15 protein-coding genes are annotated in these 13091 nt (G+C 64.2%); 4 read left to right on the forward strand and 11 right to left on the reverse strand.

Annotation, left to right across the window (positions count from 1 at the left end; genetic code table 11):
* Positions 1 to 26: 26 nt before the first annotated feature.
* From FHT36_RS03810 to FHT36_RS03840, 7 genes are all read right to left on the reverse strand, one after another.
* Entirely contained in the window at positions 27 to 1262 is a 1236-nt protein-coding gene (locus FHT36_RS03810; protein WP_169121152.1) for a phage portal protein, read from the reverse strand.
* Positions 1263 to 1269: 7 nt separating this feature from the next.
* On the reverse strand, positions 1270 to 2985 hold the full coding sequence (locus tag FHT36_RS03815) for a terminase large subunit (RefSeq protein ID WP_169121153.1): 1716 nt from the start codon (positions 2983 to 2985) through the stop codon (positions 1270 to 1272).
* On the reverse strand, positions 2982 to 3482 hold the full coding sequence (locus tag FHT36_RS03820; RefSeq protein WP_169121154.1) for a hypothetical protein: 501 nt from the start codon (positions 3480 to 3482) through the stop codon (positions 2982 to 2984). Before FHT36_RS03820 ends, FHT36_RS03815 begins: the two co-directional genes overlap by 4 nt.
* A gap of 142 nt (positions 3483 to 3624) precedes the next feature.
* Entirely contained in the window at positions 3625 to 3981 is a 357-nt protein-coding gene (locus FHT36_RS03825) for an HNH endonuclease (RefSeq protein ID WP_169121155.1), read from the reverse strand.
* 82 nt (positions 3982 to 4063) lie between these two features.
* Entirely contained in the window at positions 4064 to 4681 is a 618-nt protein-coding gene (locus tag FHT36_RS03830; protein WP_029558063.1) for a hypothetical protein, read from the reverse strand.
* Positions 4682 to 5002: 321 nt separating this feature from the next.
* The gene (locus tag FHT36_RS03835; RefSeq protein WP_169121156.1) at positions 5003 to 7831 is read right to left on the reverse strand and encodes a phage/plasmid primase, P4 family; all 2829 of its coding nucleotides are present in this window, start codon (positions 7829 to 7831) and stop codon (positions 5003 to 5005) included.
* Positions 7828 to 9156, reverse strand: coding sequence for an MT-A70 family methyltransferase (locus tag FHT36_RS03840; protein WP_246701996.1), 1329 nt, complete (start codon positions 9154 to 9156; stop codon positions 7828 to 7830). The genes FHT36_RS03835 and FHT36_RS03840 overlap by 4 nt, the downstream gene beginning before the upstream one ends.
* A gap of 44 nt (positions 9157 to 9200) precedes the next feature.
* Between FHT36_RS03840 and FHT36_RS03845 the strand changes: the two genes are divergently transcribed.
* Positions 9201 to 9875: a hypothetical protein gene (locus FHT36_RS03845; protein WP_169121157.1), complete on the forward strand. Its 675-nt coding sequence runs from the start codon at positions 9201 to 9203 to the stop codon at positions 9873 to 9875.
* 20 nt (positions 9876 to 9895) lie between these two features.
* On the opposite strand, the gene FHT36_RS03850 is transcribed toward FHT36_RS03845, so the two are convergent.
* On the reverse strand, positions 9896 to 10087 hold the full coding sequence (locus FHT36_RS03850) for a hypothetical protein (protein WP_169121158.1): 192 nt from the start codon (positions 10085 to 10087) through the stop codon (positions 9896 to 9898).
* Positions 10077 to 10574 (reverse strand): phage regulatory CII family protein, encoded by a 498-nt coding sequence (locus tag FHT36_RS03855; protein ID WP_169121159.1) that lies wholly within the window; start codon positions 10572 to 10574, stop codon positions 10077 to 10079. Before FHT36_RS03855 ends, FHT36_RS03850 begins: the two co-directional genes overlap by 11 nt.
* Positions 10575 to 10660: 86 nt before the next feature.
* Here FHT36_RS03855 and FHT36_RS03860 point away from each other — a divergent pair, with 86 nt between their 5' ends.
* Both FHT36_RS03860 and FHT36_RS03865 read left to right on the forward strand, forming a co-directional pair.
* A complete protein-coding gene (locus FHT36_RS03860) occupies positions 10661 to 10963 on the forward strand; it encodes a hypothetical protein (RefSeq protein ID WP_169121160.1) in 303 nt (100 codons plus the stop codon).
* A 181-nt stretch (positions 10964 to 11144) separates the two neighbouring features.
* Positions 11145 to 11393, forward strand: a complete 249-nt coding sequence (locus tag FHT36_RS03865; RefSeq protein WP_169121161.1) for a hypothetical protein — start codon at positions 11145 to 11147, stop codon at positions 11391 to 11393.
* A 92-nt stretch (positions 11394 to 11485) separates the two neighbouring features.
* Here the strand turns inward: FHT36_RS03865 and FHT36_RS03870 are convergent, their stop codons facing one another.
* Complete coding sequence (locus tag FHT36_RS03870; RefSeq protein WP_169121162.1) at positions 11486 to 11833, reverse strand: hypothetical protein; 348 nt, start codon at positions 11831 to 11833, stop codon at positions 11486 to 11488.
* 94 nt (positions 11834 to 11927) lie between these two features.
* Here FHT36_RS03870 and FHT36_RS03875 point away from each other — a divergent pair, with 94 nt between their 5' ends.
* On the forward strand, positions 11928 to 12665 hold the full coding sequence (locus tag FHT36_RS03875; RefSeq protein WP_281408734.1) for a helix-turn-helix domain-containing protein: 738 nt from the start codon (positions 11928 to 11930) through the stop codon (positions 12663 to 12665).
* Here the strand turns inward: FHT36_RS03875 and FHT36_RS03880 are convergent.
* Positions 12662 to 13000, reverse strand: coding sequence for a hypothetical protein (locus tag FHT36_RS03880; protein ID WP_169121164.1), 339 nt, complete (start codon positions 12998 to 13000; stop codon positions 12662 to 12664). The genes FHT36_RS03875 and FHT36_RS03880 overlap by 4 nt on opposite strands.
* Between the last annotated feature and the right edge of the window lie 91 nt (positions 13001 to 13091).

Here is a 13091-nt window from a genome sequence, read left to right on the forward strand (position 1 = left end):
GGCCTCCAGACCGGCCCTCGGCCGGCTTACGCTGCAGTTCCATTTCCCTTGCTCCCCTGATCTGCCGAGCCGCCGGCCATCACGTGCGGCGGCGCTTCGCGCTCCGGCAGGTCCAGCACGTCGCGCACCTCATCCACCCACATCCACGGCGCACTGCCGCCGGCGCCGAGCGCCTTCGCGAGGAAGTCCGCCTGATCTTTCATGGACCCGCGCAGCAGCGCGCCGGCGTTGAACTTGACGGCCATTTCGTCCGCCTCGGCCTCGGTCAGGAGGGTGCGCTCGCAGGCCTGTTGCCATGCCTCGAACCACGGGTTCAGCGCATAGGTGACGAAGAATTGGCCGAGGGCCTCGATGCCGGAGCCCCAGCTCGTTTCATCGAGCATGAGGAGCGGACGCGGTACGCCCGTGACCCGGCCGATTTCCTCGATCTGCATCTTGCGGATCTCGACCATCTGCGCGTCGCGGGCCGTCGAGGAGATCGGGACATACTTCATCCCCTCTTCGAGGATGAGGTTGCGGCCCGCCTTGTCGGATCCGGACTTGCTCTCAAGGCTCTCCTGCAGGCGCGCATACGCTTCATGCGACAGGCGTTCAGGATGCTCCAGCGCACCCCCCACCATCGTGCCGTTGCGCATCATGCGGGCGGCGGCGAGTTCGGCCGCAAGCGCGATGCCTACCGCCTCGGCCGCCTGTTTCACCAGCGAGAGGCCGGAAATGCCATCAAGGGTTATCCCGCGCAGATGCAGGATGTCCCGCGCCGGGTAGCGCACGGCCGCGCCCTTCGCGGGCCGGTAGACGTAGGAGACGGACCAGTCCGGCCCTTGCTCCGGCGTCACGAGGTCCGGATCCAGCGGCACCATCTGCGTCGGGGTGAGCGCGCCGCCGGCGCGCAGGTTCGGGCTGCGGACCACCAGCGCATAGCCGTTGCCCTTCACCAGGGCGCGCAGCTGCATGAGCACGCGGAAATCAAAGGCCGTCTGCCACGCATTCGGCCGGCGGTGCAGCAGCCGGTACAGCGGATGCGTGTCGCGCTTCTTCTTCGTGGTGTTGTCGATCAGGTGCAGCGGCAACATGCCGATGCTCCCCGAGATGAGCGACACCGCGCGGAACATGGCCGGGTTCTTCAGCGCCTTGTCCACGTTGACGTGGATGCCCGTCGCCGTCTCCGACACGCCGAACCGCAGCAGCTCGGAAATGAGCGGGTTCGCGACGGCGCCGCCCTCCGCGCGCGCCCGGCGGCGGAACACGTTCCAAAGGTTCATGCCCGCCTCACACCATGAGGATGCCGCGGCTCTCGTAGACCGAGAGGCCACGGGCAACCGGATTGCGGCTCACCATGTCCACCGCGTTGAAGAAGGCCATGAGCGGGTCGATCTTCGCCGAGGCCTTGCGCTTCGTGATGTAGATGTTTGAGCCCCGGTGTTCGGCCATGGCGTTGCCGACACACCAGTTGAACAGCCCCGAGCCGCAATGCTTCAGCGTGCCGTCCGCGAGCTTGCGCTCGGCTGCGAAGATCGCCGAGGACAGCTTGTAGCCCTGCGATACGCCGAGCACCTGCGGGTGCACGATCTCGTGCTCGGACAGCGCATCGAGGAGCGTGATGGCAAGCGCCGGATCAAGGCCGATGGCGCCGGCCTCCGGCAGAAGACCCGCAGCCTTGAGGCGCAGGATGATCGCCACTACCTCGGCGATGTCCTGCGTCACTTCCTTGCACACCACCAGGTCGCCGGCCTTCTCGAAGTCCCGCAGCGTCTCGGCAGCTTCCTTGTGCCGCTCGAAGAGCTTCGGCTGCGCCCATGCGCGAGCCCAGGCACGCCACTGGCGGGTGACCTTATGCCGGCCGGCCACAGCGAGGCCGAACAGATCATCCATGCCGCCGATGTCGCCGCCCACTACCGCCACGTCCGACGTCTCGATGATGCTATCGAGCGTGATGGCGGGGTCCGCCGCCTGAGGCCAGAAGTCCGCGCCAACCCAACGGTCATTGTGCATGGCCATGCCGATCTGCACATTGAGGTGCTGGGAGGCCCATTCCTGCGCGGCCTGATCGCCCTTCTCCTGCGCGGTGCGCCATTCCTTCGCGAGGCGCTCGATCGTCAGCGAGCGGCCGAGGTTGGGCAGCACCATCGGCCAATTCTTGGGGTCCGCCCACGGCTTGTGCTCGGCCGTCTGCATCTTCTCCGAGAACTCATAGAGAATGGGGAGCATGCGCACCCCTTCGGTAATGGTCCCGTCGCGCACGCCGCGCGCATAGGTCAGCTCATCCTTGAAGACGCCGGCGGGCGGCGTCGCCGATTGCGTGGTGATGATGATCAGCAGGCTTTCGGGGTTCGTGATCATGCCGCCGCGGATCTGGCCGAGAACGCGGCTGGCGAAGCTCGCCGCCGCCATCTCGTGCAGTTCGTCCACGATGGCAAACGCCGGGATCGAGCCGGTGACCACCTTCGGGCTGAAGCTCGTGATCTTCAGCTTTACGTTTCGCTTCACCCCCGTGAGGGGGTCCACGTGGAGATCAAGGATCGTCTTCTTGTGCTCGATCACGTCGAAGCGGCGCTTCAGATAGGGATCGAGCGCGATCATGGCCGCCGCCTGCGCGAAGCACTTGTCGGCCACCTCCTGCGTCGGCCCGACGATGACCCCTTCCACGTTGGGGCGCTGGTTGAGCTGCAGGGCCAACAGGCCCAGCGCGGCAGCGTTCGTCGTCTTCCCGTTCTTCTTCGGCACCAGGTTGAAGATCTCGCCGACGAAGCGTTCGCCGGTCACCGGATCGATGGAGCCGAAGGCCGCGCGCACGATGTCCCGCATCCACGGCCCGGCCACCTCCGCCATGGTGGGCGTGCCGGGGATGTCGGGGACGCGCAGCTTGTCGAAGAGGGCCACTGCGCAATCGGCGAGCACCGGATCCAGAGGCAGGGACGGAATGGGCGTGAGGCCCTTCCGCAACCTGTCTTCCCAATCGAGGCAGGCGAAGGACGGCGCGGTCAATGCTGCCGCCGGCCTTCGAGGCGCGCGTAGATGTCACCATAGTCGTCGGGCACGGCTTGGGCATCTTGGACGCGCTGTTCCTTCTTGCCCAAGGCCGGCGCCTTCGGATCGTCGTCGTCATCCGCGCGAGGATGGTTCCGGGGCGCCAGCGGGCCGGCCCCATCGAGCCGCTCCAGCAGCAGGCGGACGGACGGGGTGTGTCCCTCGCGCGCCTTGTGCACGAGCACGTCCAGCAACATGCCCCGGATGTGCACTCCGCCGTCCGTCAGCTCGCGGGAAAAATGTTTGCGCAGGGTCTTTTCATCAATCCCCATGTTCGCGGCGATGGCCTTGTGGGTCCAACCCTCCGCGACGCGCACCATTACAAACTCTTGATTTTCCTTGTCTTTTCTGAAGCTCGGTCGACCACGCCGATCCCGAATGGGCTCGATCGCATTCCCGAACAGATCACGCGCGGCGGCATCCGGTGCCGCCCCGCCCGATTTCTCATCAGCCAAGGAAAAAATCTCCGAATGGGGGGGCCGCGGGTCCCGGCTGGAGAGGGGTGGGGAGTTTTGACCCCCCTCCCCTCCTCGCCAGACCACGGCTTACAGGTGTGTTTTTAGGCCTCGCCCGCGCGGCGGCGCGGAGGGCTGGACATCAGCGGGCGCGCCGCTCGGCCGATTGCTTCGCCCCGTCGTGGCAGGGCTTGCACAGCGTCTGCAGGTTGCCTTCATCCCAGAACAGCGCGGGGTCTCCGCGATGCGGGCGCACGTGGTCGCACACGAGCTGCCGCCGGTTGGAGATCACCTTCCCGCATGCCGGCATCTGGCACCCGAAGAGGTCGCGCGTGAACACCCGCTCGCGCACCTGTTGCCATCGCGCCGACTTGTACCAGGCGCGCCAAGGCGCCTCGGCCGCGCGCTGGCGGCTGCGCTCGGCTTCATCTGCGCTCTGTGTCGGGAGACGGCTAGGGGTGGCAGGCAGGCGAGGCGGCGCGGATTGAAGGCGCGGCATCGTACCCCTCTAACGCAAGAGCCCCGCGCGGCGAATACCGGCGGGGCTCTCTTGAGACCTGTTTATCTGTGGATGAAGGTAGTCAAATTATTTGTGCAGTGTCAACCAGCATCCGAGCGCCATCCTCGACGTAGACGAGAGGCGGCAGGAACCACGGCTCGCGTGGGGCTGATGGGGCAAGGGGATGGCTACCCTCCAGCCGCCCCGCAAGCTCGCCAGCGAGCACCACCAGCGCCTCCCACCACACCACGTACTGCGCCCGGCTGAACTCCACCAAGGCAGGATCGACCCTGTGCCTCAGGAGGCAGGCGACGGGACGGCAGTTGTCCCGCAGCATGCGCACCCTGCCCTTCCGATCCGTATCCGCCACCAGCGCCTCGGCCTCGATCCCGTGCCAAGGCGGACGGCTCCCGCCCTTCGCATGCGCGACCACCAGGGCGAAGGCCTCGGATGGCAGGCGCAGCACGGCGTCGTGGATCACAAGTGCATCGTCCTGCGCCGTTGCTCCCATGGCGACCACGAAGCCCGGCGAGCTGTCCACCCGCACCCCGAGCGCGGCGAAGTCCAGCATCGCATGCGTCGCGGAGCGGAACGACGGCCCGGCCTCGCCCCAAGCGACATCCATCAGCCCGGCCATACGGTCCACGCACTGCACCCGATAGGCCCAGCCCACGAGCGCTTCGATGTCCACCCGTTCCATCGGCTCTCTCCTGACGGGTTCATGACGGGTTCGACGACTTGAAAACAGACCCGTCAGACTACAAATCATTTATAACTCAATTAGTTATACATCATTCTGACAAGTCTGACGGGTTATTCATGTGTGTATATGAGATATTTTTTATTTGGGCAGAGCTATCCCCCTTACCCCCTGTGCATTGCTATAGGCGCGCGAAACCCATCAGACCCATCAGAGGGCCACCTATGGCATTGAATTGATTGCCAGATGAGCGTCGGAGGGTTTTTCGCAACCCGTCAGAAAGGCGTCAGACCCGTCATTGTCTGACGGGTCACCTGCCTGTCACCGGTCATCGTCGGGGCTGCGGGGCGCGCTGATGGGATCGGGGAGGTTGACGAGCCGGCAGTCCTGATACACGTGGACCCCCGCTCCATTCCGCCCGTGCTGCAGCTTGCGCTTCATGTCCCGGCCAAAGCGGGTCTCGGTCACCGGCTTCTTGCCGTTCTCATCGGACCAATCGGCATAGGCCCGGTATGCCGCGCGGGCCGTGACCCACATGCCCGGTGCCGGCTCGACGCAAGACGCGACGAACTGGCCCACCACGTCCATCTCGTCCCGATATTCCTGCGTCGCCGCCCGCACTTCCGGGGGCAGGATCAAGCCCTCGCGCAGATAGGTGAGAGCGCCCTCGATCAGCCAATTCAGGATGCCGGGAGCTTCCGCCGCCAGCTCGCCCACGACCTCCTCGAAGTCGCGCTGTTCGCTGTCCTCAAGCGCGATAGGCCAGTGGATCACGGCAATGCGTCGCCAGATGCCGTTATCTGTCCCGTCGATCTTCGGATAGCCGTTCCCGGACATATGAGCGATGAAGACGGGCCGGAACTCAAAGAAGCCCTTGAACAGGTTGCGCACCGGGATGGTCTCACCACCCGTGAGCTTCTTCACGACATCCTCGCGCAACGGGACATTGGCAGGCAGCTCCACAACGCGCACAAAGCGCACGCCATAGAGCCGGGCCAGCTCGGGAGACGCCGCGCCGCCCTGCTTGTCGTTCGTGCCGATAATGGCCTCAGTGGGCAGCGAGGACGCCAGCGCGCCGAACACGCGCACCAGCGTCTCCAGAAACACGCTCTTGCCGTTGGCGCCGTTGCCATAGTGAAAGAACACCTTCTGCACCGGCAGGCCGAGCAGGCCGAGGCCCGCCCCCACCTGCACGCAGCGCCGCACCGCCTCGATGGGCAGGAAGCGCGCCATGAAGGCCTCGAAGCGTGGGGCCTTGGCATCCTTGTCATAGGCGACAGGCAGCACCTTGGTGATGAAGTCTTCCCGCCTGTGCCCCTTCACGGTCTTGGCATAGGGCACAAGGCGAACAACGTCGGGATCCGGGCATTCCGGATCGGGTCGGCGGCCGAACTGGATGGTGTGGGTCAGGCAGGCGAAGGCGCGCGGATCGGCATTGAAACCCTCCGGCTTGCGCGTCAGATCACAAGCCGCCAGATCCTTCAGTGCGACGATGCGAGCCTTGTTCTTCGAGGAGACACCGAACTTGCGCCGCGCCACCCGACGCTTGTCCAGAGCCGCCCGCGCCTCGGCGCCGGCGTCGATCACGCGCTGCAGGCGCTTCACCTGCGCCTTGTCCGCATCGGTCCAGCTGTCGGAGGATTTTTCGAGCCGCGCGAGGTCCTCCTCCGCTTGGTCGCCATCCTCCATCGCCCGCAGCTCGAAAGCGGTAGCTGCGAGGAGGTCCGCCTCCAGGCCGATCAGCCCGCCCACCTGCTTGGCGAGGCGCACGGCGGCGTCATTGCCGCCCACCATGTCCCAATGGGTGCCGGCCCATGCGCAATAGTCCGTATTGATGATGCCCTCGGTCTCCAGCACTGTCAGGTCGCGACCGAAGTGCGCCACGAAGCGCTTGGCATTGTCCGTGTCGGAATGGTCAAGGCGGGCGCATGCGGCCACCACATCCATGTCCGTCCCCGGCGCGGCCCCGTCCGAAGGGCCGTCATCACCGCCATCAGCATCATCCGCCGGCTCGCTCGAATAGGGCTCGCTCCCGTCGGGGTCGGCCTCGTCACCGCCCATGGGGGCGGGTGCGCTCCGAGCCTCCCGCCGACGCGAGGGTTCCGGGATCGCGCCATCGGGCAAGGGCGCTTCCGGGGGATACACCCCGCCGCCCGAAGGCCGCTGCCGGCTTTCCGCTTCGCGGGCGATATCGTCCAGACGAGCGATCACGTCCGCCGCATCGGCGCGGCCGACACCGAGCCCACGCTGGATCTCGCGCAGCACGCGGGGGCGCCCGTCCGCCAGCACGAGACCGCAGGCCTCCGCCCCATCCTCCAGCGCGGCCATCGCCTCGCGCTCGGAAATGGCGCCGGCGGCGATGAAGCGGCCGAGGGCGCAGGCCGCCGCATAAAGCTCGGTGCCGCGCGTGCCTTCCGCCGCCCGCGCCAGATCGGCGGCAATGCGGTCCAGAGCCTTGCGCGCGTAATTGCGCTTCGCCACCTCGCCGGGACGGTCGGAGGCTAGCGCCCGCGCCGGGCCGCTCTCCTGCGGCTCCGGGGTGTCGGCTGGCCCCGCCTCGCGCTTTCCCGCCTTCCGGTTGGCGATCAGCGCCAAGAGCGCCGGGGGAACCTCCGGCGCCGTCGCGGGGTCGAAGGGCACGCCTTCCCAGCTATAGGCATTGCCGTTGCGCATCACGCTGGGCGGCAGGATGACGTAGCCGGCGTCACAGCGGATATCTATGTTCTTCAGGCCCGGCGGGTCATTGGGCCAGTGTGCGCCCTCCGGCCGGCGGAACCACACATGCCGCCCGCCCGATTGCGTGATGGTGCGCGGCCCGGCCGGCAGCGCCCCGCCGATGGCCTCGGCGAGGCGCGCTTCCACAGCCTCGACGCTCTCGCCCTTCGGATCGAGGTCCACCACATAGCCGCCCGCCCAGCCCGGCGCCATGCCGATCAGAGCGTCCGGCCAGCGCTTCCACCAGGCGCGGATCTGTGCCTCATTGCAGGAAGCCTTCAGCGGCCAGCCGGTACCCTCGATCGGCTTGCCGTCGGCATCCTTGTCCGCCACCACGAGAGGGCGCTTGGAGCGCGGCTTTTCCGCGTGCGGATCACAGGGGAAGATGCGGTAGCCGAGGCGGCCATAGGCGACGGCGGCTTCTAGGATCGTCATCCGGCCCTCTCGACAACTAGAACGTGAGCGGGCAGCTTCGACATATGAGCATCGAACGTTGGAATGCTGTTATTCTCGTTGGGGCAGGGATTGCGCTGGGAGCGGTCCTTGGTGTCAGCCTTGCATGGCCGAGGGCGCACATGTCGGACTTCTTTTCCGAAATAAGGAACTGGCAAGCACTCATTGGAAGTGTCCTTGCGATCGGAGCAGCCAGCGTGACAATTACAATCACGCTTAGGCAAAATCGCGCAATCAGGGCCGTGGCGGCTCACAAACTGATTGAAGACGCGACAGCCCCACTCAGATCCGAAATCAAAAAGCTCGATCGGGCGGACGCCACACTGAACAAGATAGGTCAATACGCAGAATCCATGCCAGGAACGATTTATGACGTATCCATCGCAGCCGATTGGCTGGAACATTTCGAGAACTACAATGAGGTACTTAGCGCTGTTGCGCACGATATAGAAGAATACGTATATAGAAACCCTCAAGGATCCCCAACATTCGAATCCAGAAATATATTTATTGTTAGCTTGAGCGATACAATTAAATACGCATACACAATTATAGATCTGTTTAACAAAAGACTTATTTGTCAGGTCGGACCGGACGAAATGAATAGAGCGATGTCCGGATTTTTGGATACAAATAAACGCGCGCGCGATCACCTGACAAGGCATAGCATGGATATTAGGTACATAGTCTCCGCCAATACGGTTAAGCTGAGGGAAATGGAAATGATGATTTCTATTTAGCCGCACCCGGTTGTCTTCCCTCAGACCCTCTTGCCTGCTGGACGGCACGTGAAGCGCAAAGAAATCAGCGCAGTGAGTGGCGGGGCAGGAGGCAATAAAGGTGGCGTAGAATTCCTCGGGCATCCGTGACTGCCCCGATGCCAGTCCGTCGATCATCGAGAGAAAGGGCTGGTGGCGCGGGTTGCCCATGGTTGCGAGCAGGATTGGCTCGTGCATGGTGCGCGCCCGATAGCGCGGCCCCATGGCCACCTTCCCGCTGGCGGTCGTCTTCCGACAAATGAGGCTCGCCTTGTAGGTGAAGCCCCAGGGGTCGAGCACAGCCTGCCGCCCGGCTGGTGGCACCCATTCGCAACACAACGACAGCAGCAGGCAGTCGCCCCGCGCGAGGTCGCCAACGCGCAGCGCGGCGATGGCGTCGAACGACATGGCGACATAGTGCGCCTTGGCGCACTTCGCCTCTCCCGCCTCGGAATAGAGCGCAAAGTCCCACGGCAGGTCGGCCTCGATCACGTCATAGCCGAACATGCGGAGTGAGCCGAATTGCCAAGCCCGCTCATCCATGCTCATTGGGGAGCCTCTGCAACGTTAGCGCGAACGGACGCGACGGTGCCATGTTGGAAAAGGGAAAGGCGTTCCTTGCAGTGATCGCAGGTATCGCCTTCGTCATTGTAATGCTCTCTGACGGAAGCATTCTGGCCATTCTTCGGCAAAACAACACAGCTCAAGTATTGGATAAATTCGGTGGAATCCTCGGAGCGTCCGTCACTCTTCTCGCCGGCATTTTGGCCTACGTTGGCGCGATATCGCAGAATGAGCGAGCCGCATCCCGCGAATGCGCTGAGCGCATGGTTGCCCACATCATTCGATTGACGGATCTGCGCAAGAAATATTGGAAGGTGTATTCCACTGATGAAGCCGAGCAAGGCAGGCTTTATTCCACGTTTGTCGAGGAAGTAACTCGCTCCGATCTGGCGGCGATCTACATGGACACTGCACTTGGGTCGGACCGAAAAGCGGTAGATTGGTGGCTGGTTAAGCTGGCGGAAGCGGCAGCCGTCCGCACGGGCGGGACCCAAAGCGCAGCGGCCTCTCTGGTCGTCGAACCGATCTATGAACTCATCATGATCTCGCTCTCTAGAAGGCGCGACCTCCTCGACGGTGGAGCGCGGGTCCAATCCATCAGGAAGCTCAGCTTGATCGATATTACGGAAATCAAAGCCGCTGTAGCTGATGGGGACGACTCGCGCTTGTTCGATGCGCTCACAGCGGCCCGTATTGAATTCTGACGGGGGCGTGGTCGGGGGGCTCACGCCACGCCCCTCCGCTCAAGAAAGCGCACGCGCGCCAGCGTCACGTTTTCCACGCGGTCCAGCGTCAAAGCCGGGCGCTGGCCGTCCACCAGAACCAGCGGGCGGAAAGGTTGCAGGGTGCGGATGCGCCAGACGACGCGCTCGATGGGCGCCAGCTCGCGGCGGGCATAGCAGGGCTCACGCCGCATCACCGTCCCCCTTCTCCAGTCGTTCAAGGGCAAGGTCCAACGCCGCGAGTTCCTTGATGGCGCGGCGCACGTGATCGCGCAGGTCCAGCGCTCGCACTTCAGCGCGGGAGACCTCCCCGTCATCCGCCAAGGCCTCGCCGAGACGCGACACCACGGCGCCCGCGTCCTGCGCGACCTCCGATATGTGGCGATACCAGCGACCCGATCCCGCTTCGGGGCGAGGCAGCGGCACGAGCACATGATTGCAGAGGGCGGCGAGCGCCCGCGTCACCAGCGGCACGCCGGCATCGGCCTCCAGATCCGCCACCACGTCCACGGGGGCGAACACAGGCTCTGCGGGCCGCCCATATTTCGAGAGCACCTGAAAGCCGGTGCGGGTCACCGCTGCCGCGCTCTCAAGACCGCCGCAGGCTTCCACCAACCGCCGCGTGGCGCCCTTGAGCGCCAGATAATCCGCTTCCCGATGCGGGCGCGCGAGCTTGTTCATGGTCGCGCCTTCCCGCTAGGATCGCAGTAGCCACGCGTCGCAACCGTCGCGGCTTTGTTGAAGACCAGAGCGGGAGAGAAGAAGCCATGGGGAAGGGCACGGACAGCGAGCGGCTCGCTATGCTCGAGGCGGAGTTGCGCGGGCGGCTGATGACCGTCGAGACCATCCTCATGGCGCTCACGGCGCACGTCGCGGCGCATACGAACGACCCCGCGCGCTTTACCGCCCAAGCTATGGGCGATACCGAAAACGCCCTGCGCCAGGCGGCGCAGAGCGCTCCGAAGGAGATGGCGCAGACGGCCGCCTTCGCCCTCGGGAGCTTCGAGCAATTGAGTGGGCAGATGCTCGCCCACCTCAATCGACACGCGCGGCCGCAGGGCCGGGGCTGACGGCCCCCGCACATAATAGCGAGATCTAAGGGTGTATGGGCGCCGGAACCGGAAGAAGTCCGGCGACAGCGTGCGGACCAAGAGCTTGCCCATGCTAAGACCCCCGAACGCGTGAAGAATGAGGCCCGCAATGCCGGCAGAGACACCTGCGACACCAGTGCTTCCGAAGACGGCGGCCGAGATGACCAGCATGTTGATGGCCGCCGGCCTCATCCGTGCCTATGGCGATCTCGCGAGGCAGGCTTGGCGGAAGCGCCTGACCAATGCCGACATCGCCGCCATCGAGCGCGACACCCTCACCCTGTTGCGCGAGGCCCACGCCTCCGCCGAGGAGTTCACCGACTTCGAGGCCGAGCCCGCTATTGCCGCCGCCATCGCCGAGCTGCGGCGCCTGTTCGATGCGTATCGGGCAGAACGAACGAAGGACTAGGCCGGCCAATCCCTCATCACCACGGAAGAGGCGGAGGATGCAGTCCCGAAAGAGCGGGGCGCCCGGTGCGGTGGCCGTGGTTTCGAATGTGCTCATGCGAAACCTTTGGCATCATTCGCGGTGACGGCCGGCGCTGCTCCACCCAAGGTGGCGCCATGGCCTGCCACACCCTCACCAGTCCCGCCCTCACTGCCGCCATCGCGGATCTCCGTCTCGCTCGCGCGTTCGTAGGCGAGGCGGGCTGTGTGCAGGTCGAGTACGCTCACGTCACCGCCGGTGAGGCCGACGATGCGCTCTGTCGTGGTGGCGTCGGCCTGCCGCATGCCAAGAGCGATGCGGCGAGCGGTGACATCGGCGCATTGCAGCAACCGCCCGAGCTCGATGTATGAGAGCCCCTTGGCCTGCCGCCATGCTTCTAGCTTGGGAGTGTTCGGGTCCATGACGCGCAATTCGTCCATATCAGACGAATTAAGTCAAGCCATATCGTCCGGACCGGACGTGGCACAGCCCGTCCATATCGGACATACATAATCTATGAGCCGGACCCCCAAGGCGGCCGAGCTGCCAAACCGCATCCAGGAGCTTCGCCTAGCATCAGGCATGAGCCTGGAGGACGTGGCAGAAGCAGTTGGCAGCACATCATCCACCATCTCCAAGCTGGAGAGGGGGCGGCTTCGGCTGACCAGCGACTGGATGTTCCGCCTCGCCCCCGTCCTGGGCGCGGCGCCGAGCGAGCTTTTGCCGCAGGCGCAGAATGAGGTTGTGACCGAGCAGCTTATCGCGCTTGACGCTTCGTCACTCCTGCCCAAGGCTACGGTAGAGCCGGCAGATGTGGAGATCCCCGCGACTTCGCGCTTTTCCCGCGACCTTCCCGTTCTCGGCACGGCCGGCGGGGCTGTCATCCGGCAAGTAGATGGGTTCCGGATGGAGCACGAAGTGGTGGATTATGTCAGGCGCCCGCCGGCGCTGGCCAAGCAGATGAACGCCTATGCCATCTTCGTCGTTGGCGAATCGATGGCGCCAATGCACAACCCCGGCGACCTTCGCTTTGTGGACCCTGAGCAACGGCCGTCAATCGGCGATAGTGTCGTCGTCCAGACAAAGCACTATAATGGCGATCCCGGGCAGGGGTATATAAAGCTCTTGAAGCGCCGTACGCCGACCAACATCGTACTGCAGCAATTAAATCCCGCTGCCATTCTGGAAATCCCAACGCAATACGTCGTATCCGTCCACAAGGTGCTGACGATGAACGATCTGTTTGGAGTTTAGCGGTCAACAATCATAACTTTTACCTGCCAACCCCTGTCTGGCTCCGTTCCAGTGTGGACGGCGGTTCCAGAATATTTAGACCTGAGCATTGCACCGAACGAGTTTTGAGCATCGACGTCTCCGATGACGATAAACTCGTCTTTGTCTTTCACCTTGGCGACGATTGCGCCGGTCGTACAGCTGTCGAATTTGGCTGTTGACGGAGCTTTCAAAAGGCTTCGCGCCTTCTCCTGAACAACATAACAGGCCGAAAACTTAAGATCGCGCAGATATTCCTGCGCCTTCTGCTCGGGCGTTTTGGTGACTTGAGCGCAATAGCCCACGCCGAACACCACAAATACCAATCCTAAGCCCCGAACAGACATCCCCGCGGCGACATGGCCCACCACCCCTAGTTTACCCAAGCGTAAAGTCGCGCCATCGAAC

The organism is Xanthobacter sp. SG618 (genome assembly GCF_012932745.1).
Classification (GTDB): Bacteria; Pseudomonadota; Alphaproteobacteria; order Rhizobiales; family Xanthobacteraceae; genus Xanthobacter; species Xanthobacter flavus.

Excerpts from the sequence above, each read along its gene's own strand:
- FHT36_RS03830 (WP_029558063.1), bottom strand. The coding sequence starts at position 4,681 with ATGGAACGGGTGGACATCGAAGCGCTCGTGGGCTGGGCCTATCGGGTG.
- FHT36_RS03810 (WP_169121152.1), bottom strand. The coding sequence starts at position 1,262 with ATGAACCTTTGGAACGTGTTCCGCCGCCGGGCGCGCGCGGAGGGCGGC.
- FHT36_RS03875 (WP_281408734.1), top strand. The coding sequence starts at position 11,928 with ATGAGCCGGACCCCCAAGGCGGCCGAGCTGCCAAACCGCATCCAGGAG.
- FHT36_RS03850 (WP_169121158.1), bottom strand. The coding sequence starts at position 10,087 with ATGCGGCGTGAGCCCTGCTATGCCCGCCGCGAGCTGGCGCCCATCGAG.
- FHT36_RS03840 (WP_246701996.1), bottom strand. The coding sequence starts at position 9,156 with ATGAGCATGGATGAGCGGGCTTGGCAATTCGGCTCACTCCGCATGTTC.
- FHT36_RS03825 (WP_169121155.1), bottom strand. The coding sequence starts at position 3,981 with ATGCCGCGCCTTCAATCCGCGCCGCCTCGCCTGCCTGCCACCCCTAGC.
- FHT36_RS03860 (WP_169121160.1), top strand. The coding sequence starts at position 10,661 with ATGGGGAAGGGCACGGACAGCGAGCGGCTCGCTATGCTCGAGGCGGAG.
- FHT36_RS03865 (WP_169121161.1), top strand. The coding sequence starts at position 11,145 with ATGACCAGCATGTTGATGGCCGCCGGCCTCATCCGTGCCTATGGCGAT.
- FHT36_RS03855 (WP_169121159.1), bottom strand. The coding sequence starts at position 10,574 with ATGAACAAGCTCGCGCGCCCGCATCGGGAAGCGGATTATCTGGCGCTC.
- FHT36_RS03870 (WP_169121162.1), bottom strand. The coding sequence starts at position 11,833 with ATGGACCCGAACACTCCCAAGCTAGAAGCATGGCGGCAGGCCAAGGGG.
- FHT36_RS03835 (WP_169121156.1), bottom strand. The coding sequence starts at position 7,831 with ATGACGATCCTAGAAGCCGCCGTCGCCTATGGCCGCCTCGGCTACCGC.
- FHT36_RS03845 (WP_169121157.1), top strand. The coding sequence starts at position 9,201 with ATGTTGGAAAAGGGAAAGGCGTTCCTTGCAGTGATCGCAGGTATCGCC.